Below are 26,323 nucleotides of genomic sequence, written 5' to 3'. Positions count from 1 at the left end.
CCTAGAACTTGACCCGCAGGTCGGTGCGGAAGCTGCGGCCTTCTTCGGGGAAGCCGTCGACCAGCTGGTACTTCTGGTCCAGCAGGTTCCGCGCCCCGACGATCAGGTCGATCTTGTCGGTGATCGCCGCCCGGGCGGTCAGCCCCACCAGCACATAGGCCCCGGTGCGGTAGTAGCGCGGCGGGGTGATCAGGCTGCTGGAGGTCACGGTCCAGCGCTTGGACGTGGCCTCGACGCTGGGCGTCAGGGTCAGGCGGTCGGCCGCCGCCCAGTCCAGATAGGCGAAGGCCTTGTGGTCGGGCACGCCCTGCGGCCGGAAGGCGGCATTGGTCGGGTCGGTGAAGTCGCGGTGCAGATAGGTGTAGTTGCCGCCCAGGGTCAGGCGCGGCGACAGCTTGGCGGTCACGGAAGCTTCCGCGCCGTAGTACTCGCCGTCGCCGACATTGCGGGTCTGGTTCACCGTGCCGAACGGCGCGCCCAGGGCGACCGGGATCTGGATCAGGGCGTCGCGGACGTCGCTGTAGAACACCGCCCCCTCGACCGACACCGCGGGCGTGAGCTCGGCGCGGCCGCCCAGCTCGTAGTTCACCGCCCGCTCGGCCTTGATGTTCGGGTTGGGGATCGCCGTGCCGAACCGCGAGGAGAAGCGCTCGAACAGGGTCGGGAAGCGGGCGCGCGACGAGACGCTGGCGTGCAGGCTGCTGGTGGCGGTCGGCCGCCAGATCAGGGCCGCCTGACCGTTCCAGGCGCTGTCGCCGGTCAGCGGGTACGAGACGAAGGCGTTGGAATTGTAGTCCTGGGCCATCGACAGGTCGCGGTGGTCGCGCGACACGCCCACCACCAGGTCGACGTTCTCGCCGAAGCGCTGGGTGTCTTCCAGGGCGATGGAGGTGGTGTCCTCGATCGTGGTCTGGCGCGGCTCGGTCGACGGCGGGGCGAAGGACTGCTGCCACTCGACGTGCTCGTCGCGGCGGTAGAAGGCGGCGGCCTTCAGCGTGTTGCTCGGGGTCAGGGCGAAGCCCAGCTCGACATTGCCGCCATAGGCGACGTCGTCATAGTACGAGCGGAAGGCGCGCCCCAGGGTCTGGCTGTTCTGGCGGGCGTTGTCGTACGAGAACAGTGCGTTCTCGAAGGTGTTCCGGTACAGGCGCAGCTTCAGATAGGCGTTGTCGGCGATCTGGGTGCGTGACAGGAACGCCAGGCTGTTGATGTTCCAGTAGGGCCAGGTCCAGAAGCGGGTGCTGGCCGTGTCGGTGACGTGGAAGGGCGCGTTCTTCGAGCCCTCCTGCCGGGTGAAGGTCAGCGAGTAGTCGTCGCCCTCGCGCGGGGTGAAGCCGACCTTGGCGTTGACCCGCCAGTCCTCGCTTTCGGAGTGGTCGCGATAGCCGCCGTTCTCCAGGCCGGTGGGGCGGTAGCCGTCCGGCAGCGCCCAGTGGGTGCGCTCGTTGCGCGCGCCGCTGAGCTGGACATAGAAGTGCTCGCTGCGGCCGCCGATCCGACCCGAGACCGCATTGCTGTTCAGCGAGCCGTCGGCGTCGAAGCCTGCGCCCAGCCGCACCTCGCCCTCGAACGGAGCCGAGGGCATGCGGGTGACCAGATTGATCGCGCCGCCGATGCCGCCCGGACCGTCCAGCACCGACACATAGCCCTTGGACACCTGGACCTCCGAGAGGTCGGCGGTCAGGAAGCGGGCGAAGTCGATGCGGTTGTCGGCGGGCAGGAAAACCCGGACGCCGTCGATCGAGATCGTGGTCTGGAAGCGGTCGAAGCCGCGGATGAACACCAGGCGTTCGTTGCGCGAGCCGCCGCTGTTGCCGGCCGAGGCGCCGGGCACGAGGTCGAGCGCCTGATCGACGCTGACCTTGTCGAACTTGCGCAGGTCCTCGCCCTTGACCACGGCTCCGCCGACCAGGCCGCCGTCGCTGCCGCGGGCGGTGATCCGCACCTCGCCCAGAGCATAGACGTCGCTCACCTTCGGGGTGGTGGTCTGGGCGTGGGCGACGCCCGTCAGCAGCGTGCCGGCGAGGAGAGCGATCCGAAAGGCCATGGTCTTGTCCGCGTTATGAAGTGCAACTGCATAACGAGAGTTTGCCGTTTGAACCAGCCGGATCGGCGGGCCCCGGAACGAACCTGGCCGGGCGCCAAGAAAAATGGCGGGCCCGTGGGACCCGCCATCATCGTCAGAGCTTGTACTCGATCGTCAGCCACCACTTCGTCCGCGAGGCCGGCGGCGCCATGGCCCCCTTGGGCACGGTGTTGGCGCGGTTGAAGTCGGCGTACTTCCACTGCATCGACCAGTGGGCGTTGATCGGCGCGGCGTACATCAGGTTCCACTCGTGGCCCAGGTCCACGTTGGTGCGATAGTTGTCGAAGTCGTGGTAGCGGGCCATCAGCTCGCTCTTGGCCGGCAGCCAGGACCACTTGGGCTTCACGGTCAGCATGACATTGGTGTCCTGCAGGCCGTCGGCGAAGTTCTTGAAGCCGCCCGGGCTGTTCCAGGCGTCGGCCCAGCCGTTGAAGCCGTGGGCCGCGCCGGTGGCCGAGCCGAAGCCGCGCACGCCGTCGCCTTCCAGCGCGTCATAGGCCAGGCGCAGGGTGTAGGCGCCGCGGGTGGCGGCGACGTCGGCCCCGAAATAGTCCAGCTCGAACGGTGCGGTGCGGCCGCGCCAGTCGTTCTGGCGGGCGAAGGTGGCGTTGTAGGCCACATCCAGCGGGCCGACCTTGTGCTTGCCCGACGCCTTGACACCCTTGGTGATCACGCTGCTGGCCGGGGCCTGCTCGAAGTCCATGGCGTAGACATAGGCCTGCACCGTCAGGGCCTTCGAGAAGGTCCAGCTGGTGTTGACGAAGTGGCTGTCGCTGTCCCAGTCGCGCAGCTCGGCCAGGGTGCGATTGACCTTGTCGGCATAGATGTAGGTGGCCTTGAAGGGGCCGCGGCTGACGTCGGCGCGGAAGGCGTCCCAGGTCTGTTCGTCCTGGCGCCAGGGCGCGGCGCCGACCAGGCGCGAGTCGTCCAGCTGGATGCGCTGGCGGCCCACGACCAGCCCGACCGTCTTGTTCGGCGTCCAGGCCAGTTGCAGGCGATTGACCTCGGTGCCTTCGGGGTCGTTGATCGCGGGATACTTGGCCTTGTCGGCGCCGTTCAGCGGCGGGCCGCCGTTGGCGGTGATCGCAAAGCGCACCGGACCCAGCCATTCGACGTGCTCGAAATCGACCAGGGCCTTGAAGTTCTTGTAGGACGCCGTCTCCCAGCCGAAGCGGGCGCGGGTGGTCAGTTGCTGGCCGTTCTCCGTCAGGGTCGCGGTCTTGGTCTGGTCCCAGTGCTCATAGCGCGTGCGGACCTCCAGCATCGGCTTGCCGGACGTGATCGCGTCCAGAACCGACGATGCTTCGCCCGCCTGTGCGGCCGAAATCCCCACCAGCCCGGAAGCCAGAGCCCCGAGCGCGCATGCCAATAACGTCTTTTCCATGGCCCTGCTTCTTGGGCCATAAAGGTTAATCGCTTCCCCATGGGGAAATGATCCGCCTCATTTCAGGTATTGGTCATGCGCGGCAAGTTGTCGCGGTCAGAGTCCGACCGTTGTTATTTCGTTTAACTTTCGTTCGTACCTGCCTGCAGCGTGTCAGGCATAGGCGTAGGGACCGCCGCGCTCGAGGGCCCGCTGGTAGGCGGGGCGGGCGTGGATCCTGTCGAGGAACGCCTTCACATGCGGCCGGCTGCCCGCGCCGCCGCGCGCCGCGCCGGCTTCCAGCGGGAAGCTCATCGCGATGTCGGCGGCGGTGAAGGCGCTGCCCGCGAACCATTCGGACCTGGAAAGCTCGGCCTCCCAGTAGTCGACATGGGCCTTGATCTGCGGGTCGACGAAGCCAGCCTGCGCCTTGTTGGCGATCGACTTGACCAGGCCCTTCATCAGGCCCGGCGCGCGGGCGGGCAGGGCGGTGAAGACCAGCTTCAGAAGCAGGGGCGTCATGGCCGAGCCCTCGGCATAGTGCAGCCAGTAGGTATAGCGCAGGCGCTCGGGACTCCCGGCCGCCGGGATCAGCCGACCCTGGCCATAGGTCTCGATGATGTATTCGACGATCGCGCCGGTCTCGGCCACCACCTTGTCGCCGTCGGTGATCACGGGAGACTTGCCCAGTGGATGGATGGCCTTCAGCTCGGGCGGGGCCAGCATGGTCTTGGCGTCGCGCTCGTAGCGCTTGACCTCGTAGGGGACGCCCAGCTCCTCCAGCAGCCACAGCACCCGCTGGCTGCGCGAGTTGTTCAGGTGGTGGACGATGATCATGCGGCGCTCCCTGCCTTTTTCCGACAGTGGCGGAACGATGCCCGCTCCCGTCAAGAGGCCGCGACGCTCTCGACGATGTGGGCGCGATAGAGCACCGCGATCAGGTCGGTCTGGGTGATGACGCCGACCAGCCGCCGCTCGCCGTCGACGACCATGGCCTCGTGGGTGTGGCCGCTGGACAGGATGGGCAGCAGGGCCGCGATCGGCGTGCCTTCCATGACCTTGTGCACGAAGGGATCCAGCGCCGCCTCGACCGTGCGGCGGTGGTTGGCCTGCAGTTCGGCGCGGCGGGCCATGCCGATGACGCGGCCGGCCTCGTCGACCACCGGGGCGGCGCGCAACTCGTGCTCCTGGAGATAGGCCAGGGCGCTCTGGGCCGACTGGTCGCGGTCCAGGCGGATGACGTCGCGCGACATCACCTCGCCGCAGCGGATCTGGCCGTGCAGCCGCTGGTGGGCCGAGATCTCGACCTCGCGGAACAGGGCGTCCAGGTCTTCGCGGCTGACATCCAGCAGCTCGCCGTAACGGGCCAGGGCCGCGTCCAGATCGACGGGGCTGTAGCCGATGCGGGCGGCGGGAGTGGGGTCCTTGGTATGGTGCGGGCTGGCGGCTGGCGCGGGAACGCGGTGGGGGTAGGAGTGGCCGGTCACCCGTCCCCAGGCCATGCCGGCGGCGACCAGCAGGGCTGAGTCCACCAGCACCGGATTGAGCGCGAAGAGGAAACCGGCCTCGCGCACGGCCGGACCGCCGATCACGCAGATCAGCGCCACGGCGCCGCCGGGCGGGTGCAGGCAGCCCAGCAGCATCATGGTTCCGATCGCCAGGCCCACGGCCAGCGGCGCGGCGACCAGGGTCTGCGGAACCAGCAGAGCTACGGTGATGCCGATGAAGGCCGAGACGAGGTTGCCGCCCAGCACCGACCGCGGCTGGGCCAGGGGGCTGGCGGGCACGGCGAAGACCAGCACCGCCGACGCGCCGATCGGGGCGACCAGCAGCGGATGCAGCCAATCGCCGCCGCCGACCGCGAACCGCCCCAGCAAGCCGGCGAACAGCAGGCCGACGAGGGCGCCGGCCCCGCCGCGCAGGGCGTCGATGGGACGGATGGGGCTCTTGCCCCGCAGGACGGCGTAAAGGCGACCGGTCATGGCGGCGGGGATAGACTGGAGAGGTGGGGGCGGTCTTCCTGTTTTTTATGGGGATGGTGCGAGAAAGATCGAGGATCTGGAGCGCCCCCTCCGTCTCGTCGCGTATTCGCGCCGATCCACCTCCCCCGCTTTGCAGGGGAGGAGAAGCATCCTCCTCACCCGTGAAACGGGGGAGGTGGCGCGCGGCGAAGCCGCGTGACGGAGGGGGCGCTAAGCTGGCCCGGCCTCCAGCGGCCTCAAGTCCGGCTCGACCCAGCCCCGTCGCGCCTCGACGCTGAACAACCGCTCGCGCGACCAGTGGGTCAGCGGCCAGTCCTTGTCGGCCAGCGGCGTCTCCAGCAGTCGCCGCGCCGCCTCGCTGTCCGAAGTCCCCGCCGGCAGCGCCGCCGCGAACGCCCGGATCGCCGCCAGGTACGCCTGGGTGATCGTCTCGTGATAGCCGCCCGCATCGTCATTCACCCCGCCGACGGCGACGTTGTAGGCGCGGATGATGCCAGGCAGGTCGCGCTCCAGCCCCGCGTCGCGGGTGCGGACCAGGCGCAGGGTGGCGGTCAGGTGGGCGGCGTGGGTCCATTCCGCCTTGGGCAGGCTGTGATCCAGCAGGCCCTCGGCGAGCTTGGCGATGTCAGCGTCGGTCATGCCCAAGCTTCACACGAAAACGCCCGGCGACCGCAAGGCCGCCGGGCGTGATCTCTAGACCTTGAGGAAGAAGCTTAGGCTTCGACCATGTTCTTGGCGACGGCCGCCTCGCGCATGTTCTTCTGCAGCTTCTCGAACGCCCGGACCTCGATCTGGCGGACCCGCTCGCGGCTGACGCCGTACTGGGCGGCCAGTTCCTCGAGGGTGGTCGGGTCGTCCTTCAGGCGACGCTCCGTGAGAATGTGACGCTCGCGGTCGGTCAGCTCGACCATCGCTTCTTCCAGAAGCGACATCCGCAGCGACTTCTCCTCGTTCTCGGCGACCATGGTCTCTTGCGACACCTGGTCGTCGTCGGCCAGCCAGTCCTGCCACTCGCTCTCGCTGTCCGAACGCAGCGGGGCGTTCAGCGAGGCGTCAGGGCCCGACAGGCGGCGGTTCATCGAGATGACCTCGCTGTCCAGCACGCCCAGCTTGGTGGCGATGGCGCTGACCTGGTCGGGGCGCAGGTCGCCTTCCTGGAAGGCGGCGATCTGGCTCTTGGCCTTGCGCAGGTTGAAGAACAGCTTCTTCTGCGCGGCGGTCGTGCCCATCTTCACCAGCGACCACGAGCGCAGGATGTACTCCTGGATCGAGGCGCGGATCCACCACATGGCGTAGGTCGCCAGGCGGAAGCCCTTGTCGGGCTCGAACTTCTTGACCGCCTGCATCAGGCCGACATTGCCTTCGGAAATCACTTCGCCGATCGGCAGGCCGTAGCCGCGATAGCCCATGGCGATCTTCGCCACGAGACGCAGGTGCGAGGTGACCATCTTGTGGGCGGCGTCGCTGTCCTGATGTTCCTTCCAGCGCTGGGCGAGCATGAACTCCTCGTCCTTGGGCAGCATCGGGAACTTGCGGATTTCGGTCAGGTAGCGCGACAGGCCGCCGTCCGGCGACATCACCGATAGAGAATTCACGGCCATGGTCTTCATATCCCCTTGCGTGCGGATCCGCTCGCCAATCGCGCGCGATCATCCCCCACACGAGAGGATAGATAGTTCGCGAAATTGCGGGCGAAAGGGTGGTAACGCATTTGTAATGTCCGAGTTCAGCGCTTGGATATTGTACGAATGCGGCGGCACTTTGATCGGGCCGCGCGATCGGCCACTCTTCAGGAAATCTGGGTCCGAATCCCAAGGAAAGAGAGTCGCATGATCCGCTTCATTCTTCGCATCCTGATCGCCGCCGCCGGGCTGTGGCTATCGGACCGCCTGATCACCGGCGTCGTCGCCGAAGGCTGGAAGACCCTGCTGATGGCCGGCTTCCTGCTGGGGATCGTCAACGCCATCGTGCGGCCGGTGGTGACGGTGCTGACCTTCCCCCTCACGGTCCTGACCCTGGGCCTGTTCCTGCTGGTGGTGAACGCTGCGATGATCGGCCTGGTGTCGCTGGTCGTGCCGGGGATGGAGGTCAACGGCCTGTGGGCGGGTGTGCAGGCGGCTGTGGTCACGGGCGTCGTCAGCTGGATCGGCCAGGTGGTGATCGGCGACGCCAAGCGGGAGTAGCCGCCTACCGTTTCGCCGGGGAAACGGATTTTTGGGGTTTGGGCAGGCGCCCCAACGGCAAGCTCGACGCCCAGCCCCATCGGCGTAACCTCCCGCCCAGGGAGGAAGCCGAGATGAAGATCACCGGCGTCAATCACCTGGCTCTGGTCTGCCGCGACATGGGCGAGACCGTCAGGTTCTATACCGAGGTCTTGGGCATGCCGCTGGTCAAGACGGTGGCCTTGCCGGACGGCGGGCAGCACTTCTTCTTCGACTGCGGCGGCGGGTCGTGCCTGGCGTTCTTCTGGTGGCCGACGACCCCCGCGGCCGCGCCCGGGATCGCCTCGGTGCGGTCGTTCCCGGCCGACTCCAAGACCGCGGTCGGCTCGATGAATCACGTGGCCTTCACCGTCGACGAGGCCGACCTGGAGGCTTGCCTGCAGCGGCTGCAGGCCGCCGGCGTCCCGGCCTTTCCCATGGTGGTCAGCCACGACGACAGTCCGATGGGCGTGGCGCGCGAACCGCATCCCGGCGTCTTCGTGCGCTCGGTCTATTTCACCGATCCCAACGGGATCATGATGGAGCTGGCCGCCTTCACCCGCGACTTCGCCGCCGCCGATGTCGCGCACGAGCCGGCCGGCGTCACGGCGCACGCCTGATGCCGCGCCTGCGCCAGGTCCCCCGCGCCGAGGTCGCCGACGAGCGCACCCGCAAGCTCTACGACCTGCTCTTCGACGACCGGGATCCGGTGAGCGAGCCCGGCACCGCCACCGGCACGCGCGGCGACTGGTGGACCGTGTTCGCCGGCAGTCCCGACATCCTCCGTCACGCCTCGCAGGGCTTCGCCCTCTACCGCGACCCGGCCCGAAAGCTGGATCCGATCCTGCGCGAACTGGCCCAGACGAGGGCCGGCTGGGCGCGGGGCAGCCAGTTCGTGTTCTCCCAGCACTGCAAGTCGCTGCGGGGGCTGGGGGTCTCGGAGGAGAAGATCGCCGCCGTGCCGCACTGGCCGGTGTCGGATCTGTTCGACGCGCACGAGCGGGCGGTGCTGGCCTATGCCGACGGCCTGGTGCTCGATGGCGGCCGCATCGCCGATGGCGTGTTCGCCGCCCTGAAGGCGTTTCTCGACGACGAGCAGATCCTGGAGCTGACCTACATCACCTGCCTCTACGAGATGCATGCGGTGATGAGCCGGGCCCTGCGCACCGAGTTCGACGACCGCGACGAACCGGTGGTCGAGGTGGCGGCGCCGGACTTTGCAGGCCGCGATTTCCTGGACACGGAAAAGTAGCGCCAGGGTTGCATCTCACCGCTTGGCGGGAAAACCGGTAAAAATGCCTGCAAGCACTGTGACGGCTGCATGAATGTTTCGCGAAATCCGCCGTCAACAGCTCCGCCATTATCACGTCGTTAGCCGAGTGAATGGCTCCTCCGCTCGCGAGTGGAGGCGTATTGATGTTCACCTTGAGGGATACGGTTTCTTCGCTGGCGCCGGCGCGTCAGGAGGATCTCGGCAAGTCTCTGTACGAGCGGTTCCGCGCGGAGCCCGACACCCTGATCGTTCCGGTGGTCGATGACGACAACCGGCCGATCGGCATCGTCGAGCGCAACGCCTTCTTCCTGCGCATGGCCGCCGAGTACGGCCGCGCCCTGTATGCCAACCGACCGATCTCGACCCTGATGGATCGTGAGCCGCTGGTCGTCGACGCCGACACCGAGCTGGCCTCGTTCACCACCGACAGCCTGTCGTACCGCGCCTCGGACCTGTTGCGCGGCTTCATCGTCACCGAGGCCGGCCGCTATCTGGGCGTCGGCACGGTGCTGGGGCTGCTGCAGGCCGCCAACGAGACCAACCGCCGCGGTGTGGCCGAACTCGCCGAGGCGAAGGCGGAGGTCGAGCGCGCCCAGACCTTCATGACCGCCATCGTCGAGGCCATGCCCTCGATGGTGTTCGTCAAGAACGCCCACGACCATCGCTACGTGCTGCTGAACCGCGCCGGCGAGAAGACCCTGGGCCTGCCGCGCAGCGAAGTGATCGGCAGGACCGACGCCGACGTCCATGGCGAGGCGCTCGCCGCCCTCTATGTGGAGCGCGACCGCGAGGTGCTCGATTCCGGCGAGGTCCGGGTCATCGAGGAAGACTTGGTGCCGCGCCGCGACGGCTCGACGGCCATCCTGCGCACCAAGAAGATCGCCCTGCGCAACGCCGAGGGCCATGCCGAGTACCTGCTGGGCGTCTCCGAGGACATCGCCGAGCGCAAGCGGGCCGAGGCCCAGATCGCGCGTCTGGCTCACTACGATCCGCTCACCGAGCTGCCCAACCGGGTGCTGTTCCAGAAGTCGCTGTCCGAGGCCCTGGCCCGCCGGGCGCGCAAGGGCGACCAGTTGGCCGTGCACTTCATCGACCTGGACCGCTTCAAGACCGTCAACGACACGCTGGGCCATCCGCTGGGCGACGCCCTGCTGCGCGAGGCCGCCGAACGCCTGCGCGGCTGCGTGCGCGAGGGCGACACCGTCGCGCGCCTGGGCGGCGACGAGTTCGCCGTGGTCCAGACCGGCCTGGACGACATGACCGGCGCCACCCGCCTGGCCGGCCGCATCGTCGAGGCGATGTCGGCCCCGTTCGACCTGCAGGGCCATCAGGTGGTGATCGGCGCCAGCGTCGGCGTCGCCGCCGCGCCCTCGGACGGCGAGGACGCCGACGAACTGCTGAAGAAGGCCGACATGGCCCTGTACCGCGCCAAGGGCGACGGCCGAGGGGCCTTCCACTTCTTCGAACGCGCCATGGACGAGCAGCTGCAGGCGCGCCGCGCCCTGGAGCTGGACCTGCGCCGCGCGCTGCAGGCCGGCGAGTTCGAGCTGTTCTACCAGCCGCTCTACCACCTGGGCGACGAGCGCGTGACGGGCTGCGAGGCCCTGCTGCGCTGGCGCCACCCCGACCGGGGCATGGTCTCGCCGGCCGACTTCATTCCGCTGGCCGAGGAGATCGGCCTGATCGTCCCGCTGGGCGAATGGGTGCTGCGCGAAGCCTGCGCCGAGGCCGCCCACTGGCCCGAGCACGTGCGCCTGGCGGTGAACCTGTCGCCGGCCCAGTTCCGCGATCGTGGCCTGGTGCGCACTGTGGTCTCGGCCCTGGCCGCCTCGGGCCTGGACGCCCAACGCCTGGAGCTGGAGATCACCGAGTCGGTGCTGCTGCAGGACAATGTCGCCAACATGCAGATGCTGCACGACCTGAAGGCCCTGGGCGTGCGCATCTCGATGGACGACTTCGGCACGGGCTACAGCTCGCTGAGCTATCTGCGCAGCTTCCCGTTCGACAAGATCAAGATCGACCAGACCTTCGTCCGCGACATCCTCGACGACAGCGACGCCATGGCCATCATCAAGGCCGTGCTCGACCTGGGCGCCAGCATGGGCGTGGTCACCACGGCCGAGGGCGTCGAGACCCAGGAACAGCTGGACGCCCTGCGCGGCCAGGGCTGTGCCGAGATCCAGGGCTACTTCATCAGCCGCCCCGCGCCGGCGGCGGATATCGCCAGGCTGTTGGGCGTGGAGCGGGTGGTGGCGGCTGGAGCGTCGGTGGCGGTGCTAAGCGCCAAGGACACTGTCCCGATGATCCTCCCCCGCGATGCGGGGGAGGTGGCCCAGAGGGCCGGAGGGGGCTAACGCGGCCTATTCCAGCTGGCCCCCTCAGTCGCTCCGCGACAGCTCCCCCGCATCGCGGGGGAGCATCTATCGAACCCGCTTCAGCGCCGCACCCAGCTCCTCGACCATCTCCGGCGTCGTCGCCCAGGAGCACATGAAGCGCACCGTGCCGTCCAGGAAGCGGTAGACGAACCAGCCTTCGCCGCGCAGGCGCTCCAGGGTCGGTTCGTCCATCTCGACGAAGATGCCGTTGGCCTCGACCGGGTGCTTGATCTCGAACGGCATCACGGCCGCCAGCTTTTGCGCCATGGCGTTGGCGTGAGCCGCGCGCTGCGCCCACGGACCCGTCCCGCCATCCTCGCCCAGCAGGCCCAGCCACGGAGCGGCCAGGAAGCGGCCCTTGCTGACCAGCTGGCCGGCGTGTTTCAGGCGCGCGTCCAGGCGGCGAGCATGGGCGGGGTTGAGGAACACCACGGCCTCGGTCGGGGTCGAGCCGGCCTTGGTGCCGCCCATCACCAGGATGTCGACACCCATCTTGGCGACGCTCTTCAGGTCGAAGCCGGCCGCCACCGCGTTGGCCAGGCGCGCGCCGTCCAGGTGGACGCCGTAGCCCTTGGCCTTCACCGGCGCGACCAGGCTTTCCAGGTGCGCCTGCGAATAGACCGTGCCGTACTCGGTGGCGGTGGTCAGCGACAGGGCGGCGGCGGGCTGGTGGTAGGAGACGTCCGGTTTGGCGAGGGCGGCTTCCAGGCCGGAAAGTTCGATCTTGCCCGATGCGCCGGGCAGGCCGATCAGGCCGACGCCCTGGCCGAAGAAGCCCGGCGCGCCGGTTTCGTCGGTGCAGATGTGGGCGTGCTCGTGGGCCAGCACCGCCTCGTGCGGCTGGGCCAGCAGGGTCAGGGCGAAGGCGTTGGCGGCCGTGCCCGAGGCGGTGAACCGCACTTGCGCGTCGGCGTCCAGCAGGCCGCGGATGCGGTCGGCGGCGGCCTGGCTGACGTGGTCCGTGCCATAGCCTGAAGCGGTCCCGGCATTGGCCGCGACGAGGGCGTCCATCACTTCGGGCATGGCTCCGGCGACGTTGTCGGACGCGAAATCGTAGCGGGCCATGCGGGCGAACTCCAGGAAAGCAGAGCGCCCGGATGCCATGGCGGAGCCTCGGCCGTCTACAGGTCCCGCGCCCACCCTCTCACATCCTCCACGAACAGCCCCGGCTCCTCCATCGCCGCGAAGTGGCCGCCGCGCGGCATCTCGCTCCAGCGGGTGATGGCGTAGGCGCGGTCGGCCCAGGAGCGGGGCGGGGGCTTGTAGATGCTTTCGCCGGGGAAGTTGGCGAAGGCGGTCGGGGTCTCGCAGCGCACGCCTTCGGGCAGCACGACGCCGCCTTCCTCCAGCATGGCGCGGTAGTACCAGGCGCCGGTCGTGAAGCTGCCGGTCATCACGTAGAGCATCAGGTTGGTCAGCAGCTGGTCGCGGGTGAAGACCTGCTCGAACGGCTTGGCCGAGAGATCGGCCCAGTCGTGGAAGCGCTCCAGGATCCAGGCGGCCTGGCCGACGGGGTTGTTGGCGCCCAGCCAGGCGACGGACTGCGGCTTGCTGGCCTGGAGCCGGAAATAGGCTCCCCACAGATCCATTTGCGCGCCGAAGCCCGTGATCCAGGCGATCTCCTCGGGCGTGGTCGGCGGGCCGTGGGGGCGCAGGCCGATCATGTTGAGGTGGATGGCGCGGACGTGCGCGGCGTGGTCCAGGCCCAGCCACGAGGTGACCAGGCCGCCCCAGTCGCCGCCTTGGGCCAGGTAGGTCTCGTAACCCAGCTCCCGCGTCATCAACGTGTTGAAGAGCCGTGCCGTCGCCCGCTGGCCCAGCGGCCGCTTGGGCTGTCCGGAGAAGCCGAAGCCCGGCAGCGACGGGATCACCAGGTCGAAGGCGTCGGCCGGGTCGCCGCCGTGGCGCGAGGGGAAGGCCAGGGGCTCGATGGCGTCCCAGAACTCGAAGTGACTGCCCGGCCAGCCGTGGGTCAGGAGGAGGGGACGCTTTCCCTGCGCCTCGCCGACGACGTGGACGAAATGAATGTCCAGGTCCTCGATCGTGGCGGTGAATTGCGGGAAGCGGTTGAGGGTCGCCTGCGCCGCGGCGACGTCGTAGCCGTCGGTCCAGTAGGCGCAGAGGGCCTGCAGGAAGTCGGCGTCGCAGCCATAGGCCCAGCCGCCGCCCTCCGGCGCCGACGGAAACTCATAGGCGCGGACCTGGTCCAGCACCTTGTCGACCTGGGCTTTCGTCCAGTTGACCTCGAACGGTGTCGGCATCGCGGCCCTCCCTTTTGCGCAGGAGGGTCAGGCGGGTGACGTGGGGGAGGTCAAGCACCACTCATTCCGCTTCCCCGGCTTCGCCGGGGAAGCAGTCTAAGGGGTCAGGCTGGAGCGAGGAACCGCGCCCGCACTTTCGGCCACAGCATGTTCACCGCCAGGCCGGTCAGCACCAGGGCCGCGGCGATCAGTTTCCAGGCCGGCAGACCCTCGCCCAGGAACAGGGCCGAGGCGCTCATGCCGAAGACGGGGACCAGCAGGGCCATCGGGGTGACCGTGGCGGCGGGGTGACGGTGCAGCAGCCAGCCCCAGGCGGCATAGCCGAACATGGTGTTGCCTATGGCCTGCCAGGCCACGGCGATCCAGGTGCCGATCCCGGCCTCGGTCACGCCCTTGACCATGGCCGGCCAGCCTTCCAGCCACAGCGACATGGCGAAGAGGGGCGGGATCGAGAACAGGCTGGCCCAGACCACATAGCCCAGCATGTTCACCGGCCCGGCCTGGCGCGCGACGATGTTGCCGCAGCCCCAGCTCAGCGAGGCCAGCAAAGCGAGGCCCACGCCCAGCGGGGTCGCCGCCCCGCCGCCGTGGGCGGCGATGACCACGATGCCGGCGACCGCCAGCAGCAGGGCCGCGATCTGGAAGCCCTGCACCCGCTCGCGGTTGATCTGCATGGCCAGGGCGATGGTGAAGAACACCTGGGTCTGCAGCAGCAGCGAGGCCAGGCCTGGCGAGATGTGACCCTTCATGGCCACGAACAGCAGGCCAAACTGCCCCGCGCCGATCAGCAGGCCATAGGCCGCCAGGTTGCTCCACGGCACGGCCGGGCGCTTGACGAAGAACACCACCGGCAGCAGCACCAGGGTGAACCGCAGGGTGGCGAACAGCAGCGGCGGCAGGTGGTCCAGGCCGATGCGGATGACCACGAAGTTGGTGCCCCACACCGCGACCACGGCCAGCGCCAGCAGGAAGTGGCGCAAGGGCAGGGACGCGTGGGTCATCGGTCGGCTCCAGGGAACGGATGAGCCGGACTTGAGCCTTCGCACCCCCTGCCGCAACGGAAACATTGTCCCGTGTGACAATTCCAACGGGTGTTTGACTTCGATCCAGGCGCGGGCGAACGTCCCGCGATCATAAGGGGAGCAGCGCCATGGCCTGGGATTTCGTCGTCGCCAAGTCGGACCTTCGCCGCAGCGAATTCCGCGAGGCGGAACCGCCGCCGCTGGCCGAGGGGCAGGTCCGGCTGGCGATCGAGAGCTTCGCCCTGACCGCCAACAACATCACCTACGCGGTGTTCGGCGAGATGATGCGCTACTGGGACTTCTTCCCGGCGTCGGAAGGGTTTGGCCGGGTGCCGGTCTGGGGGCATGCAAGGGTCGAGGCCTCGGCCCATCCCGACATCGCGGTGGGCCAGCGGTTCTACGGCTACTGGCCGATGTCGACCCATCTGACCGTGCAGGCCAAGGTTGGCCGCAGCGGCTTCACCGACGTGTCCGCGCACCGCACGCCGCTGCCGCCGATCTACAACCAGTACCAGGCGGTGGGGGAGGACGACGGCCTTCAGGCCCATCAGGCGCTGCTGCAGCCGCTGTTCATCACCGCCTTCCTGATCGACGACCAGTTCGACGAGAACGGTTTTTACGACGCCAGCAGCGTGATCCTTTCCAGCGCCTCGTCGAAGACCGCGATCGGCCTGGCGGCGCTGCTCAAGAAGCGCGGCGGGGCCAAGGTCGTTGGCCTGACCTCGGCGCGCAACAAGGCCTTTGTCGAGGGGCTGGGGTTCTACGACCAGGTGGTGCTGTACGACGACCTGGCGACCGCGCCGATCGAGGGACCGGCGGCCTATGTCGACTTTGCCGGCGACGCGGCGGTGCTGGGCGGCGTGCACCGGCGGTTTGGGGATGAGCTCAAGGCCTCGATCCTGGTCGGCGGCACCCATTGGGAGGCGCCGCGCGAGGGCGGTGGCGATCTGCCCGGCCCGACGCCGGCGTTCTTCTTCGCGCCCGATCGCGTGACCAAGCGCCAGCAGGACTGGGGCCCGGGCGGCTTCGAGCAGCGTTACGGCGCGGCATGGAGCGGCTTCGTGGCCGATGCGCCGCGGTGGTTGAAGGTGGAGCGCTCGAGCGGCCGCGAGGCGGTGCAGGCGGCGTACCTGGCGCAGGTGGATGGCGGGACGGCGCCGGATGTGGGGATCATTCTCGAACCCTGAGCGAGTTCATCTCTCCTCCCCCGTCTGGGGGAGGTGGATCGCCCGCGAAGCCGGGCGAGACGGAGGGGGCTTGTGCTGAGTCACAGTTCCGGCGCCGGCCCCTCCACCGCCGTTCGGCGGTCCCCCTCCCCCAAAGGGGGAGGAGAGAGACCGACGATCAGGCGGCCACCCGCTCTTCCTTGAGGCTCACCCCCAACCGCTCCCGCAGCGCCCGCTCGCCCGCCGCCGTCACCCGCACCGCTCGCCCCTGCGCCTCCAGCACGAACCACCCCCGCGCCGTCATCGCTTCCAGCATCCGAACCCCCAGCGGTCCCGCCAGGTGATGCCGCCGCTCGGTCCAGTCCAGGCATTGCCGCGCCACGCCTCTGGGCGAGCGCAAAGCGCCGACGTCGACGCCCAGATCCTCGAACCAGGCGCGGCCTTCGTCGGTGACGGCATAGAGCTTGTCCGCCTCGGGCCGGATCAGATCGCGTTCGACCAGCGCCTCGCACACCCGCACCCCCAGTCGCCCCGCCAGGTGGCCGTAGCAGCAGCGCGCATCCCGCAGCGCCCGGGCCTTCGGCGATCTCGGAACCGCCAGCGACCGCACCGGCGTCGCCAGAACCGACAGGGCCTCGATGACGTGCGCCACCTCGGCTGAGGCGAGCCGGTAGTAGCGATGCCGGCCCTCGCGCTCGACCGCCAGCAGGCCCCCGTCGACCAACTTGGAGAGGTGGTTGCTGGCCGCCTGGGCGGTGACCCCGGCGGCCCAGGCCAGGGCGCTGGCGGGCTGGGCGCGGCCGTCCTGCAGGGCCTGCAGCATCGCCGCGCGGGTCGGGTCGCCGATCAGGGCGGCGGGGGTGGCGATATTGGCGTCCATGGCGGCACTCTAGGCGCATCCGGCGCGGAATGGTTCATCGGCGCGTGTAGCATTCGCGGTGTGGGGCGGGGCATGGAGACGGCATGAGAAAGCTCCCGCTCATTACCGCCGCCGCCAGCTTCGGCTTCTTCGTCACCCAGCTGGACGTGACCATCGTCAATGTGGCGCTGGACGCCATCGGGACGGCGTTCGGCGCTCCGACCGCCCAGCTGCAATGGGTGGTCGACGCCTACATCCTAGCCTTGGCCGCCATGCTGCTGTCGGCCGGGGCGATCGCCGATCGGGTGGGACCGCGGCGGGCGTTCGTGACGGGGCTGCTGCTGTTCGGCCTGGCCTCGGCGGCGTGCGGCCTGGCAAGCAGTCCGCTGATGTTGATCCTGGCGCGCGTGGCCCAGGGCGCGGCGGGGGCGCTGCTGATCCCGCCTTCCCTGGCCCTGATCGCCCACGCCGCGCACGGCGACGACCGGGCGCGGGCCTCGGCCGTGGGGTGGTGGACGGCGGCCGGCGGGGTGTCGATCGCCGCCGGACCAGTGCTGGGCGGCCTGCTGGTCGAGGCGCTGGATTGGCGCTGGGTGTTCTTCGTCAACCTGCCGGTCTGCGTGGCGGGCGCGCTGCTGACCCTGCTGGTCGCGCCGGAAGCGCCGAAGAAGCCGCGCGTCCCGTTCGACATCCCGGGCCAGGTCCTGGCGGTCGCGGCGGTGACGTTGCTGGTCGGCGGGCTGATCGAGGGCGGCCATCGTGGGTGGACCGGCCTGCCGTTGATCGCCTTGGCTACCGGCTTGATCCTGGCCGCCGCCTTCGTGTGGGTCGAGCGCCGCGCGGCCCATCCGGCCATGCCGCTGACCGCCTTCGGCAAGCGCCCAGCGTGGACGGCGGTGGTGGTCGGTTCGGCGCTGAACTTCACCTATTACGGCCTGATCTTCGTGTTGGGCCTCTACATGCTGCGCGCCCTAGGCTGGGCCCCCGGCAAGGCGGGCCTGGCCTTCCTGCCGCTGACCGCGACCTTCATCGTCTCCAACCTGATCAGCGGAAGCCTGGTGGCGCAGTTCGGCGCGCGGGCGGTGACCACCGGCGGGGTGCTGATCGCCGCCTGCGGCTACGCCCTGACCGCCCGGCTGGGGGCGGGGAGCGGCCTCTGGGACATGGCTCCCGGTTTCGCCCTGATCCCCGGCGGCATGGGCCTGGCCATCCCGGCCCTGACCAGCGGCCTCCTGGCCAGCGTCGACCGCCACGACGCCGGCGCCGCCTCCGGAACCCTCAACGCCTGTCGCCAGGTCGGCGGCGCGGCCGGCGTCGCGATCTTCGGCGCGCTGGCCGGGGCGGATGCGGTGACGGGCCTGCGGGTGTCGGGGGTGTGTGCGGCGGTGATGCTGGTGGGGGCGGCGGTGGTGGCGGGTTTTCCGGCCCGCAAATAGAAAACGCCCGCCCCGGTTTCCCGGAGCGGGCGCTTCGAACTCAGACCTTCAGGCCCCGTCTCACTTCACCAGCGAGCCGTGGCACTGCTTGAACTTCTTGCCCGAGCCGCAGGGGCAGGTGCTGTTGCGGCCGGTGCGTTCCCAGTCTTCCGGCAGCGACGAGACCGGCAGGGCTTCGCGCTGGTCGGGCGACAGGCCGTCGGGGATTGCGCCGGCGACGGCGGCGTTCTCGCCGGTCAGCGGGTCCAGGTGGACCTCGACCAGGTTGTCGGGGCTCTCCAGCGGCTCGGGATCGGCGTAGGCGATCTCGACCGTCATCAGCCAGCGGGTGGTGTTGGTGCGGAGATCCCCCAGCAGCTTCTCGAACAGCGAGAAGGCCTCGGTCTTGTATTCGTTCAGCGGATCGCGCTGGCCGTAGCCGCGCAGGCCGATGACGTTGCGCAGGTGGTCCAGGTGCATCAGGTGCTCGCGCCACTGCAGATCGATCATCTGCAGCAGGAAGTTCTTCTCGACGCCGCGCATCTGCTCGGGCGTGATGATCACTTCACGCTGGGCGGCGTACTCGTCGGCGGCCTTGACGATGCGGTCCTTGATCTCCTCGTCGGCGATGCCTTCCTCGGCCGCCCAGGTCTCGATCGGCAGATCCAGGCCCAGGACCGACTGGACGCGTTCCTTCAGGCCCGCGATGTCCCACTGCTCGGCATAGGCCTTGGGCGGCAGGTGACGGGCGACCAGATCGTCGATCGTGTCCTGACGCATCTCGGTGATGATGTCCGAGAGGTCCGTCGACTCCATGAACTCCTGGCGCTGCTCGAACACGGCCTTGCGCTGGTCGTTGACGACGTCGTCGTACTTCAGGAGGTTCTTGCGGATCTCGTAGTTGCGCTGCTCGACGCGCTTTTGCGCCGTGGCGATGGCGTTGTTCAGCCACTTGTGGGTGATCGCCTCGCCTTCCTGGACGCCGAAGGTGCGCATGATCGCGTCCAGGCGCTCGCCGGCGAAGATGCGCAGCAGGTCGTCTTCGCACGACAGGAAGAACTTCGAGCGGCCCGGGTCGCCCTGACGGCCGGTGCGGCCGCGCAGCTGGTTGTCGATGCGGCGGCTTTCGTGGCGCTCGGTGCCCAGCACGAACAGACCGCCAGCGGCCAGCGCCTTGGCCTTGGAGTCGGCGATCTCGGCCTCGAACGTCGCCCTCTGGGCCAGTTCGTCCTGGTGGTCGATCTCCAGGCCCATGCCGCGCTGCTGCTGGCGCCAGCTGGCCAGGCGCATGTCGACATTGCCGCCCAGCTGGATGTCGGTGCCGCGGCCGGCCATGTTGGTGGCGATGGTCACCGCGCCGGGGAAGCCCGCGTCGGCGACGATCCCGGCTTCCTGCTCGTGGAAGCGGGCGTTCAGCACCTGGTGCGGGATGCCCTTCTGCTTCTTGCCGTCATTCTCGAAGGCGAAGGTCGACAGCAGCTTGGACAGCTCTTCGGACTTCTCGATCGAGACGGTGCCGACCAGGATCGGCTGGCCGCGCACATGGCAGTCGGCGATCTGCTTGAGGATCGCTTCGTTCTTCTCGCGCTCGGTGCGATAGACCTCATCGTCGTCGTCGATGCGCTGGATGGTGCGGTTGGTCGGGATTTCCGACACGCCCATCTTGTAGATGTCGTCGAATTCCTGGGCTTCCGTCGAGGCCGTGCCGGTCATGCCCGACAGCTTGGTGTAGAGGCGGAAGTAGTTCTGGATGGTCACCGAGGCCAGGGTCTGGTTCTCGGGCTGGATGGCGGCGCCTTCCTTGGCCTCGATGGCCTGGTGCAGGCCTTCCGACAGGCGGCGGCCGGTCATCATGCGGCCGGTGAACTCGTCGATCAGGACGATCTCGTCGCCCTTGACGATGTAGTCCTTGTCGCGCGTGTACAACACGTTGGCGCGCAGGGCCTGGTTGACGTGGTGCACTACCGAGACGTTGGCCGCGTCGTAGAGGCCCGCCGAGTCCTCGGCCAGGTGGCCGCCCGACATCAGGATCTCTTCGATCTTCTCCTGGCCGTCCTCGGTCAGGATGACCTGCTTCTGCTTCTCGTCGTGGTCGTAGGTGCCCTTGTCCTGGATCAGCTGCTTCACCAGGACGTCGACGGTCTTGTAGAACTCGCTGCGGTCTTCGGTCGGGCCCGAGATGATCAGCGGCGTGCGGGCTTCGTCGATCAGGATCGAGTCCACTTCGTCGACGATGACGAAGTTGTGGCCGCGCTGGACCATTTCCTCGACGCTGTAGACGAGGTTGTCGCGCAGGTAGTCGAAGCCGAATTCGTTGTTGGTGCCGTAGGTGATGTCGCTGCGATAGGCGCGCTGACGTTCACCTTGCGACAGGCCGTTGACGATCACGCCGTACGACAGGCCCAGGTAGTTATAGAGCTGACCCATCCAGTCGGCGTCGCGGCGGGCCAGGTAGTCGTTGACGGTGATGACGTGGACGCCCTTGCCTTCCAGGGCGTTCAGATAGGTCGGCAGGGTGGCGACGAGCGTCTTGCCCTCGCCGGTGCGCATTTCCGAGATGCCCGAGAAGTGCAGCACCATGCCGCCGACCAGCTGGACGTCGAAGTGGCGCATGCCCAGCACGCGCTTGGAGCCTTCGCGGACCACGGCGAAGGCTTCGTTCAGGATGTCGTCCAGGCTTTCGCCCTTGGCCAGGCGCGCCTTGAACTCTTCGGTCTTGCCCTTCAGCGCCTCTTCCGAGAGGGCGGCGTACTCGGCTTCCAGCGCGTTGATCTTGGCGACCCGCGCCTGGAAGGTCTTGACCTTGCGTTCGTTGGAAGAGCCGAAGAGCTTTTTGGCGAAACCAAGCATGCAGGGAATTCCGAACGGGGACGGTGTGACGAGGAGGCCGGCGCTAAGGCGTTGCGGCCTCGACTACGGGAATGAAGTCACGCGGGATCAACGGAAAAATCCGTTAGTCCTGCGCGGCCGGAGACTTAAGCACCGCCCCCCTTGGTGTCAACGCGAAGACCCCTCGGCGAAGAGGGGTTATCGCCCGTAACCGGGGCTCTGGACGGCGGTTTTCGTCACCTCGAACGCTTTGTGCGGCGAAGCCGTTTCCTCTTCTCGAAAAACCGCGCTAGAGCCGGTTGAAGCAAAGCCGGAGACTTGGGCCTTGAAGACTTTCGCGTCCCTTCGCGCCTTGAGCATGCTCAGCGTCATGACCTGCGCCCTGCTGCTGGCCGCCTGTGGTCAGAACAAGGTCGCCGAGAAGCCGCCGGAGCCGGGCGACACCGCCGTGGCCCGCGTCAACGGCCAGGTGATCTGGGCGTCGGACGTCAAGCGCGAGGCCGTCGCGCAAGGCCTGATCAGCGAAGGCGAGCCGCTGGACATCTCCAGCGAGGTCTTCCGCCAGCGTCTGGACGAGGTCATCGACCAGAAACTCCTCGCCGCCGAGGCCGCCAAGCGCAAGCTGGACAAGGAAACCGTGGCCCAGCGCCGCCTGGACGCCGCCCGCGAGCGCATCCTGGGCGACATGCTGGTCGAGGGCGTCGTGGAAAAGGCCGTCACCGAGGACGCCATCCGCAAGCTCTATGCCGAGCAGCAGAAGCTCTCCAAGCGTTCGGAAGAGATCCGCGCCCGCCAGATCATCGTCGGCAGCCAGGCCGAGGCCGAGAGCGTGAAGAAGCTGCTGGCCACCGGCGCCTCGTTCGACGCCCTGGCCATGGAGCGCTCGACCGACCAGGCCACCCGCTTCAACGGCGGCGACCTGGGCTACTTCACCCTGGACGTGATGCCCGAGCCCTATGGCGCGGCCCTGAAGGACGCTCAGAAGGGCCAGTTGGTCGGGCCGTTCGCGGCCGAGGGCGGCTGGGTCCTGGTCCGGGTCGAGGACAAGCGCACCGAAGAGCCGATCACGCTCGAGGCGGCCAGACCGCAGATCGTGCGTTTCCTGACCTATGATCAAGTGCGCGACATCCTCGAGAAGCTGCGCGGCTCGGCCAAGGTCGAGATGCTGATCGGCAAGCCCCAGGACGCGCCGAACACCGGCGGCGCCCAGGAGCCGGCCTCGGCGCCGCCAGAAACTGCCCCCGCTCCAACCGCCAAGAACTAAAGCGGCTCAAGATGACCAAGACTCCGAAAGCCTCCGGCAAGACCCCCGCCGAGACGGCGCCTGAAGCGACGCCCAATGCCACGGGGCCGGGCCCTGTGGAGCGCGCGGGCGCGGCCATCGAGCGCGCCCTGGTCGATCCGCTGACCTCGGCCCTGAAGCGCGCCGGTCTGCGTCGCGCCCAGAAGTCGGCCGGCGAGGTCGATCCCGCCCCGGCCGCCGCGCCCGCCAAGCCGGCCGCGACGGGGGCCGGCAAGCCTGGCCTGGCCGTCTCGCCGCTGGCCGTGCCGTTCCCGGTCATTCCGCCGATCGCCGGCGTCGAGATCGCCACTGGCCGCGCCGGTTTCTACAAGCACGAGCGCGAAGACCTGCTGCTGATGCGCTTCGCCGAGGGCACCTCGGCGGCGGGCGTCTTCACCCGCCACGGCGTCGGCTCGGCCCCTGTCGACTGGTGCAAGCGGCAGCTGGCCGCCACCGGCGGCGCGGACGTGCGCGCCCTGGTGGTCAACGCCGGCTGCGCCAACAGCTTCACCGGCCGCCCGGGCGCCGACGCCGTGCGCCGCGTGGCCACCGCCGTGGGCAAACGCCTGGACTGCCGCCAGCGCGACGTGATGATGGCCTCGACCGGCGTCATCGGCGTCATCCTGGACGACGCCAAGATCACCGCCCGCCTGCCGGACGTGGAAGCGCGCCTGACGCCCGACGCCTGGGCCCAGGCTGGTCGGGCGATCATGACCACCGACACCTTCCCCAAGGGGTCGTATGCGACGGCGATGATCGACGGCGTCGAGGTCAAGATCGCCGGCATCGCCAAGGGCTCGGGCATGATCGCGCCCGACATGGCCACCATGCTGGCCTTCGTGGCCACCGACGCGGCCATCGCGCCCGCCGCCCTGCAGACCCTGGTTTCGCTCTACACCCGCACGACCTTCAACTGCGTGACGGTGGACGGCGACCGTTCGACCAACGACACGCTGCTGCTGTTCGCGACGGGCCAGTCGGGCGCGCCCAAGATCAGCCGTCCGGGCGACAAGCGCCTGGCCGATTTCAGGGACAAGCTGGAGCACGTGCTGCTGGATCTGGCCCTGCAGCTGGTCAAGGACGGCGAGGGCGCCACCAAGTTCGTCAAGATCACCGTCAACGGCGCCGAGAGCCCCGCCAGCGCGCGCAAGATCGCCCGCACCATCGCCGAGAGCCCGCTGGTCAAGACCGCCTTCGCCGGCGAGGACGCCAACTGGGGCCGCATCGTCATGGCTGTTGGCCGCGCCGACGAGCCGGTCGCCCGCGAGCGCATCAGCGTCAAGTTCGGCGACCTCTACGCTGCGCGCGACGGCCTGATCTCGCCCGAGTACGACGAGGCCAAGATGAGCGCCTACGTCAAGAACCAGGAGTTCGAGGTCAGCGTCGACGTCGGCGTCGGCAAGGGCTCGGCCACGGTGTGGACCTGCGACCTGACCAAGCAGTACGTGGCGATCAACGGGGACTACCGGAGCTAGATCTGCGTCGAGCGCCCCCCACCGTCACGCTGCGTATTCGCAGCGCGCCACCTCCCCCGTTTCACGGGTGAGGAGGGTGTTTCTCCTCCCCCGCCTGCGGGGGAGGTGGCCGCGAAGCGGACGGAGGGGGCGCTGGCAGCCCTAATGCCCCAGCTTCAGCGCCACCACGCCGGCGACGATCAGGCTCACGCCCAGATAGCGCACCAGCGAGCTGGGATCGCCAAACACGAAGACGCCGACCAGGAAGGTGCCGGCCGCGCCGATGCCGGTCCACACCGCATAGGCGGTGCCGATCGGGATCTGGCGCTGGGCCAGGAACAGCAGGGTTCCGCTGGCGGCCATGAAGGCGATGGCGATCGCGATGCCGGTGATCCGCGTGCCCGGCGCCTGGGCCAGCTTCAGCCCGACCGGCCAGCCGATTTCCAGAAGTCCCGCTAGCAACAGATAGGTCCAGGCCACGGTATGATCTCCTTGTCGTGCGTCTGATTTCGCAGTTTAAATACGATCGTATCTAATTAGTTTCAAGGAGCGGGAATGGCAAGGCCGCGCAGTCTGGATCGTAATCGCCTGCTGGATGCGGCCGAGGCGGTCGTCGCCGACGCCGGGGCCGCGGCCCTGACCTTCGGCAAGGTCGCCGAGGCCGCCGATGTCCCGAAAGCCAGCGTGCAGTCGGCGTTCGGGACCAAGGAAGGTCTCCTGGACGCTCTGCTCAATCGCTGGGCCGAGCAGGAGAAGGCTCGGTTCGCCCGCAATGTCGGTCCCGACCCCACGCCGCAGGCGGTGATCGCCGAGCACATCCGCTCGACCGCAATCGAGGACCACGACACGATCAGCCGCACGGCCACCCTGCTGGCCGCCGTCGCCGGCACGGGCCAGACGGTCGGGGCCATGGCCGACTGGTACGCCGAACGGGCCGGCGACCTCTCGGCCGCCACCCCCGAAGAGCGACGCCGCCGCATCGCCTTCCTGGCCGTCGAGGGCGCCTTCCTGCTGCGCCACGTGGTCGGCTTCCCGATGGACGATGCGCTGTGGCGCGAGATCTTCGCCGACCTGCTGGCGCTGGTCGGGGAGGACTGAGGCGTCGTGCGTCCTTCGAGGCTCGGCTTCGCCTCACGCCTCAGGATGAGGGATTCACAGATTTCCTCATCCTGAGGCGCCTGCGCAGCAGGCCTCGAAGGACGCACAGGGCCCGCCACCGTGCTACACACCACCATCCCCATCCCCCGGAGCCTTCCCATGACCGATCTCACTCCCGACCAGGAAGGCGCGATGCTGGAGAGCCTGACCAATGTCTGCCGCGAGGCCGGCTTCGTGGTCGAGGCGATCGACCGGGGCCTGGAGGTTTCCGGCGAGGACGAAAGCGCCTTCTACCTGCTGCCCGACCACGGCTGGCTGCAGATCCGCTGCCTGGTGCTGGGTCCGGAGGACCTGGAAGACGCCCGCGACCTGACCGCGCTGTTCGAGACCATGGCCCGCGCCCAGTTCCGCCTGATCGGCTGCCGCTTCGGCTTCGATCCCGGCTCGGGCCTGTGGCTGGTCGAGGACCTCTATCCGGGCTTCGACGCCTACAGCGTGCCGACCGTTCTGGAGCAGTTGGGTTTCGTCTGGGAGGCGCTGGAGGGCCTGTTCGAGGCGGCGCTGACCGGCGCGGTGCCCAATGACGACGCGTTCGACGCGGCTTTCGACCTGGAAACGGCGACGCCGCCGAACTAGGATTCCATACTCGCCCGTGAGTGGAACCTCAGGCCAAGCTTGTCGTTCCTGATCGGTGTTCAGCTGGAGGGCGTAAAATGACCCGGAAATTCTGCATTGTTCTCGGCGCGGCCTTGCTGACGGCCTCGGCGGCGCACGCCCAGACCAAGCCGCCGGCCAAGCCCGACGAGCCCGCCGGTCGTTGGGGCGAGGCGCGCCAGAAGGCCATCGACATCGGCTCGCAGCCGGCCCGCGACGTGGGCATGTCCAAGCGCGAGGTCCCGCCGGTGCTGATCAAGGCGTTCGACGACCCCTACAGCCTCAAGGGCCTGAAGACCTGCAAGGCGCTGGCCGCCGAGGTGAAGGACCTGAACGCGACGCTGGGTCCCGATTACGTGGTCGGTAACACCTATGAGGAAAACCGCGGCGGCAAGCTGGCCGAGGCCGGCGGCAAGACCATCATCAACAGCATCATCCCGTTCCGCGGCCTGGTGCGCGAAGTGACGGGCGCGGCCCCCGCCGACCGCCAGATGAACGCCGCCGTCGACGCCGGCCTGGCCCGTCGCGGCTTCCTTCGCGGGGTGCATCTGCGGCAAGGCTGCAAGACCAAGTTCTGAGCGGGAGCCCTGCGATGACGCTGTTCGCCCTCGCCCTGGCGGCCGCCTTGCTGGCGCCGCCGACCGCCGCCGCTTCTTCGATCGACGTCGAGAAGGAATATTCGGTGACCTATACGCGCTGCCTGCGGACCGGCGACGCGGCGCGGGGCGTGACGCCGGCCATGGCGGGCTGCATCAACGCCGAGCTGGCCCGCCAGGACAAGCGGCTGAACACCGCCTATGCCGGGGCCATGGCGCGGCTGTCGCCGAAGGCCAAGACCAACCTGCGCACCGTCCAGCGCGCCTGGATCAAGAACCGTGACGCCGAGTGCAGCGCCAACCTGACCGGCGGCACCATCGACTTCATCGAGCGTCCCAGCTGCCACCTGAACCTGACCATCGAACGCGCCGTCGAGCTGGAGCGCATGGCCAGGCCCCGCCGCTGA

Annotated in this window: 24 protein-coding genes and 2 pseudogenes; 13 read left to right on the top strand and 13 right to left on the bottom strand. The window is 68.7% G+C overall.

What is annotated here, in order from left to right; genetic code table 11:
* Nucleotide 1: 1 nt before the first annotated feature.
* From E1H18_RS21855 to E1H18_RS26945, 7 genes are all read right to left on the bottom strand, one after another.
* Nucleotides 2–2,047, bottom strand: coding sequence for a TonB-dependent siderophore receptor (locus tag E1H18_RS21855; RefSeq protein WP_172272695.1), 2,046 nt, complete (start codon nt 2,045–2,047; stop codon nt 2–4).
* Nucleotides 2,048–2,180: 133 nt separating this feature from the next.
* Nucleotides 2,181–3,470: an alginate export family protein gene (locus tag E1H18_RS21850; protein ID WP_172272693.1), complete on the bottom strand. Its 1,290-nt coding sequence runs from the start codon at nt 3,468–3,470 to the stop codon at nt 2,181–2,183.
* Between the two features lie 153 nt (nt 3,471–3,623).
* Nucleotides 3,624–4,286, bottom strand: a complete 663-nt coding sequence (locus E1H18_RS21845) for a glutathione S-transferase family protein (RefSeq protein WP_172272691.1) — start codon at nt 4,284–4,286, stop codon at nt 3,624–3,626.
* A 50-nt stretch (nt 4,287–4,336) separates the two neighbouring features.
* Nucleotides 4,337–5,431, bottom strand: coding sequence for an HPP family protein (locus E1H18_RS21840; protein WP_172272689.1), 1,095 nt, complete (start codon nt 5,429–5,431; stop codon nt 4,337–4,339).
* A 210-nt stretch (nt 5,432–5,641) separates the two neighbouring features.
* Nucleotides 5,642–6,070 carry a hypothetical protein gene (locus E1H18_RS21835; RefSeq protein WP_172272686.1) on the bottom strand — a complete coding sequence of 143 codons (429 nt, stop codon included), beginning with the start codon at nt 6,068–6,070 and terminating at the stop codon, nt 5,642–5,644.
* A 74-nt stretch (nt 6,071–6,144) separates the two neighbouring features.
* Nucleotides 6,145–7,041: an RNA polymerase sigma factor RpoH gene (rpoH, locus tag E1H18_RS21830; RefSeq protein ID WP_172272683.1), complete on the bottom strand. Its 897-nt coding sequence runs from the start codon at nt 7,039–7,041 to the stop codon at nt 6,145–6,147.
* The gene (locus E1H18_RS26945; protein WP_370526568.1) at nt 7,038–7,142 is read right to left on the bottom strand and encodes a hypothetical protein; all 105 of its coding nucleotides are present in this window, start codon (nt 7,140–7,142) and stop codon (nt 7,038–7,040) included. Before E1H18_RS26945 ends, rpoH begins: the two co-directional genes overlap by 4 nt.
* A 118-nt stretch (nt 7,143–7,260) precedes the next feature.
* On the opposite strand from E1H18_RS26945, the gene E1H18_RS21825 reads away from it, so the two are divergent.
* The 4 genes from E1H18_RS21825 (at nt 7,261) to E1H18_RS21810 (ending at nt 11,259) form a co-directional block, all read left to right on the top strand.
* Nucleotides 7,261–7,614: a phage holin family protein gene (locus tag E1H18_RS21825; protein WP_172272680.1), complete on the top strand. Its 354-nt coding sequence runs from the start codon at nt 7,261–7,263 to the stop codon at nt 7,612–7,614.
* Between the two features lie 113 nt (nt 7,615–7,727).
* Nucleotides 7,728–8,252, top strand: coding sequence for a VOC family protein (locus tag E1H18_RS21820; RefSeq protein ID WP_172272677.1), 525 nt, complete (start codon nt 7,728–7,730; stop codon nt 8,250–8,252).
* A complete protein-coding gene (locus tag E1H18_RS21815) occupies nt 8,252–8,884 on the top strand; it encodes a carboxymuconolactone decarboxylase family protein (protein WP_172272674.1) in 633 nt (210 codons plus the stop codon). Before E1H18_RS21820 ends, E1H18_RS21815 begins: the two co-directional genes overlap by 1 nt.
* A 164-nt stretch (nt 8,885–9,048) precedes the next feature.
* Nucleotides 9,049–11,259 (top strand): EAL domain-containing protein, encoded by a 2,211-nt coding sequence (locus E1H18_RS21810; protein WP_194248131.1) that lies wholly within the window; start codon nt 9,049–9,051, stop codon nt 11,257–11,259.
* Between the two features lie 66 nt (nt 11,260–11,325).
* Here the strand turns inward: E1H18_RS21810 and E1H18_RS21805 are convergent, their stop codons facing one another.
* From E1H18_RS21805 to E1H18_RS21795, 3 genes are all read right to left on the bottom strand, one after another.
* Complete coding sequence (locus E1H18_RS21805; RefSeq protein WP_172272671.1) at nt 11,326–12,345, bottom strand: low specificity L-threonine aldolase; 1,020 nt, start codon at nt 12,343–12,345, stop codon at nt 11,326–11,328.
* Between the two features lie 56 nt (nt 12,346–12,401).
* Nucleotides 12,402–13,541: an epoxide hydrolase family protein gene (locus E1H18_RS21800; RefSeq protein WP_172272668.1), complete on the bottom strand. Its 1,140-nt coding sequence runs from the start codon at nt 13,539–13,541 to the stop codon at nt 12,402–12,404.
* A gap of 104 nt (nt 13,542–13,645) precedes the next feature.
* A complete protein-coding gene (locus E1H18_RS21795; RefSeq protein WP_172272665.1) occupies nt 13,646–14,542 on the bottom strand; it encodes an EamA family transporter in 897 nt (298 codons plus the stop codon).
* A 149-nt stretch (nt 14,543–14,691) separates the two neighbouring features.
* Between E1H18_RS21795 and E1H18_RS21790 the strand changes: the two genes are divergently transcribed.
* Complete coding sequence (locus E1H18_RS21790) at nt 14,692–15,750, top strand: DUF2855 family protein (protein ID WP_172272662.1); 1,059 nt, start codon at nt 14,692–14,694, stop codon at nt 15,748–15,750.
* Between the two features lie 157 nt (nt 15,751–15,907).
* Here E1H18_RS21790 and E1H18_RS21785 read toward each other — a convergent pair whose 3' ends face one another.
* Nucleotides 15,908–16,609, bottom strand: a complete 702-nt coding sequence (locus E1H18_RS21785; protein ID WP_172272659.1) for a helix-turn-helix transcriptional regulator — start codon at nt 16,607–16,609, stop codon at nt 15,908–15,910.
* A gap of 83 nt (nt 16,610–16,692) precedes the next feature.
* Here E1H18_RS21785 and E1H18_RS21780 point away from each other — a divergent pair, with 83 nt between their 5' ends.
* Nucleotides 16,693–18,024, top strand: coding sequence for an MFS transporter (locus E1H18_RS21780; protein ID WP_172272656.1), 1,332 nt, complete (start codon nt 16,693–16,695; stop codon nt 18,022–18,024).
* Nucleotides 18,025–18,084: 60 nt separating this feature from the next.
* Here the strand turns inward: E1H18_RS21780 and secA are convergent, their stop codons facing one another.
* Complete coding sequence (secA, locus tag E1H18_RS21775) at nt 18,085–20,853, bottom strand: preprotein translocase subunit SecA (RefSeq protein ID WP_172272653.1); 2,769 nt, start codon at nt 20,851–20,853, stop codon at nt 18,085–18,087.
* Between the two features lie 337 nt (nt 20,854–21,190).
* Here secA and E1H18_RS21770 point away from each other — a divergent pair.
* Together E1H18_RS21770 and argJ are read left to right on the top strand one after the other, a co-directional pair.
* Nucleotides 21,191–22,160, top strand: a pseudogene (locus tag E1H18_RS21770) (peptidyl-prolyl cis-trans isomerase).
* Nucleotides 22,108–23,589, top strand: coding sequence for a bifunctional glutamate N-acetyltransferase/amino-acid acetyltransferase ArgJ (argJ, locus tag E1H18_RS21765; protein ID WP_172272650.1), 1,482 nt, complete (start codon nt 22,108–22,110; stop codon nt 23,587–23,589). Before E1H18_RS21770 ends, argJ begins: the two are co-directional and overlap by 53 nt.
* A 141-nt stretch (nt 23,590–23,730) precedes the next feature.
* Here the strand turns inward: argJ and E1H18_RS21760 are convergent, their stop codons facing one another.
* Nucleotides 23,731–24,048 (bottom strand): SMR family transporter, encoded by a 318-nt coding sequence (locus E1H18_RS21760; protein WP_172272647.1) that lies wholly within the window; start codon nt 24,046–24,048, stop codon nt 23,731–23,733.
* A 75-nt stretch (nt 24,049–24,123) separates the two neighbouring features.
* Between E1H18_RS21760 and E1H18_RS21755 the strand changes: the two genes are divergently transcribed.
* From E1H18_RS21755 to E1H18_RS21740, 5 genes and pseudogenes are all read left to right on the top strand, one after another.
* A complete protein-coding gene (locus tag E1H18_RS21755; protein ID WP_172272644.1) occupies nt 24,124–24,666 on the top strand; it encodes a TetR family transcriptional regulator in 543 nt (180 codons plus the stop codon).
* Nucleotides 24,663–24,772 (top strand): annotated as a pseudogene (locus E1H18_RS26940) (hypothetical protein); the annotation flags it as partial. The gene E1H18_RS21755 and the pseudogene E1H18_RS26940, both read left to right, overlap by 4 nt.
* 53 nt (nt 24,773–24,825) lie before the next feature.
* Entirely contained in the window at nt 24,826–25,302 is a 477-nt protein-coding gene (locus E1H18_RS21750) for a hypothetical protein (RefSeq protein WP_172272641.1), read from the top strand.
* Between the two features lie 77 nt (nt 25,303–25,379).
* Nucleotides 25,380–25,898: a hypothetical protein gene (locus tag E1H18_RS21745; RefSeq protein ID WP_172272639.1), complete on the top strand. Its 519-nt coding sequence runs from the start codon at nt 25,380–25,382 to the stop codon at nt 25,896–25,898.
* Between the two features lie 14 nt (nt 25,899–25,912).
* On the top strand, nt 25,913–26,323 hold the full coding sequence (locus E1H18_RS21740; protein ID WP_172272636.1) for a lysozyme inhibitor LprI family protein: 411 nt from the start codon (nt 25,913–25,915) through the stop codon (nt 26,321–26,323).

Source organism: Caulobacter sp. RHG1 (assembly GCF_013181195.1).
GTDB lineage: Bacteria > Pseudomonadota > Alphaproteobacteria > Caulobacterales > Caulobacteraceae > Caulobacter.
The sequence above is the reverse complement of the archived record's forward strand: the minus strand, read 5'-3'. Positions and strand labels throughout refer to the sequence as shown.

What these genes read in the sequence shown, in the direction of transcription:
- E1H18_RS21855 (WP_172272695.1), bottom strand. Translation starts at nt 2,047, where the DNA reads ATGGCCTTTCGGATCGCTCTCCTCGCCGGCACGCTGCTGACGGGCGTC.
- E1H18_RS21850 (WP_172272693.1), bottom strand. Translation starts at nt 3,470, where the DNA reads ATGGAAAAGACGTTATTGGCATGCGCGCTCGGGGCTCTGGCTTCCGGG.
- E1H18_RS21845 (WP_172272691.1), bottom strand. Translation starts at nt 4,286, where the DNA reads ATGATCATCGTCCACCACCTGAACAACTCGCGCAGCCAGCGGGTGCTG.
- E1H18_RS21840 (WP_172272689.1), bottom strand. Translation starts at nt 5,431, where the DNA reads ATGACCGGTCGCCTTTACGCCGTCCTGCGGGGCAAGAGCCCCATCCGT.
- E1H18_RS21835 (WP_172272686.1), bottom strand. Translation starts at nt 6,070, where the DNA reads ATGACCGACGCTGACATCGCCAAGCTCGCCGAGGGCCTGCTGGATCAC.
- rpoH (WP_172272683.1), bottom strand. Translation starts at nt 7,041, where the DNA reads ATGAAGACCATGGCCGTGAATTCTCTATCGGTGATGTCGCCGGACGGC.
- E1H18_RS26945 (WP_370526568.1), bottom strand. Translation starts at nt 7,142, where the DNA reads ATGCGTTACCACCCTTTCGCCCGCAATTTCGCGAACTATCTATCCTCT.
- E1H18_RS21825 (WP_172272680.1), top strand. Translation starts at nt 7,261, where the DNA reads ATGATCCGCTTCATTCTTCGCATCCTGATCGCCGCCGCCGGGCTGTGG.
- E1H18_RS21820 (WP_172272677.1), top strand. Translation starts at nt 7,728, where the DNA reads ATGAAGATCACCGGCGTCAATCACCTGGCTCTGGTCTGCCGCGACATG.
- E1H18_RS21815 (WP_172272674.1), top strand. Translation starts at nt 8,252, where the DNA reads ATGCCGCGCCTGCGCCAGGTCCCCCGCGCCGAGGTCGCCGACGAGCGC.
- E1H18_RS21810 (WP_194248131.1), top strand. Translation starts at nt 9,049, where the DNA reads ATGTTCACCTTGAGGGATACGGTTTCTTCGCTGGCGCCGGCGCGTCAG.
- E1H18_RS21805 (WP_172272671.1), bottom strand. Translation starts at nt 12,345, where the DNA reads ATGGCCCGCTACGATTTCGCGTCCGACAACGTCGCCGGAGCCATGCCC.
- E1H18_RS21800 (WP_172272668.1), bottom strand. Translation starts at nt 13,541, where the DNA reads ATGCCGACACCGTTCGAGGTCAACTGGACGAAAGCCCAGGTCGACAAG.
- E1H18_RS21795 (WP_172272665.1), bottom strand. Translation starts at nt 14,542, where the DNA reads ATGACCCACGCGTCCCTGCCCTTGCGCCACTTCCTGCTGGCGCTGGCC.
- E1H18_RS21790 (WP_172272662.1), top strand. Translation starts at nt 14,692, where the DNA reads ATGGCCTGGGATTTCGTCGTCGCCAAGTCGGACCTTCGCCGCAGCGAA.
- E1H18_RS21785 (WP_172272659.1), bottom strand. Translation starts at nt 16,609, where the DNA reads ATGGACGCCAATATCGCCACCCCCGCCGCCCTGATCGGCGACCCGACC.
- E1H18_RS21780 (WP_172272656.1), top strand. Translation starts at nt 16,693, where the DNA reads ATGAGAAAGCTCCCGCTCATTACCGCCGCCGCCAGCTTCGGCTTCTTC.
- secA (WP_172272653.1), bottom strand. Translation starts at nt 20,853, where the DNA reads ATGCTTGGTTTCGCCAAAAAGCTCTTCGGCTCTTCCAACGAACGCAAG.
- argJ (WP_172272650.1), top strand. Translation starts at nt 22,108, where the DNA reads ATGACCAAGACTCCGAAAGCCTCCGGCAAGACCCCCGCCGAGACGGCG.
- E1H18_RS21755 (WP_172272644.1), top strand. Translation starts at nt 24,124, where the DNA reads ATGGCAAGGCCGCGCAGTCTGGATCGTAATCGCCTGCTGGATGCGGCC.
- E1H18_RS21750 (WP_172272641.1), top strand. Translation starts at nt 24,826, where the DNA reads ATGACCGATCTCACTCCCGACCAGGAAGGCGCGATGCTGGAGAGCCTG.
- E1H18_RS21745 (WP_172272639.1), top strand. Translation starts at nt 25,380, where the DNA reads ATGACCCGGAAATTCTGCATTGTTCTCGGCGCGGCCTTGCTGACGGCC.
- E1H18_RS21740 (WP_172272636.1), top strand. Translation starts at nt 25,913, where the DNA reads ATGACGCTGTTCGCCCTCGCCCTGGCGGCCGCCTTGCTGGCGCCGCCG.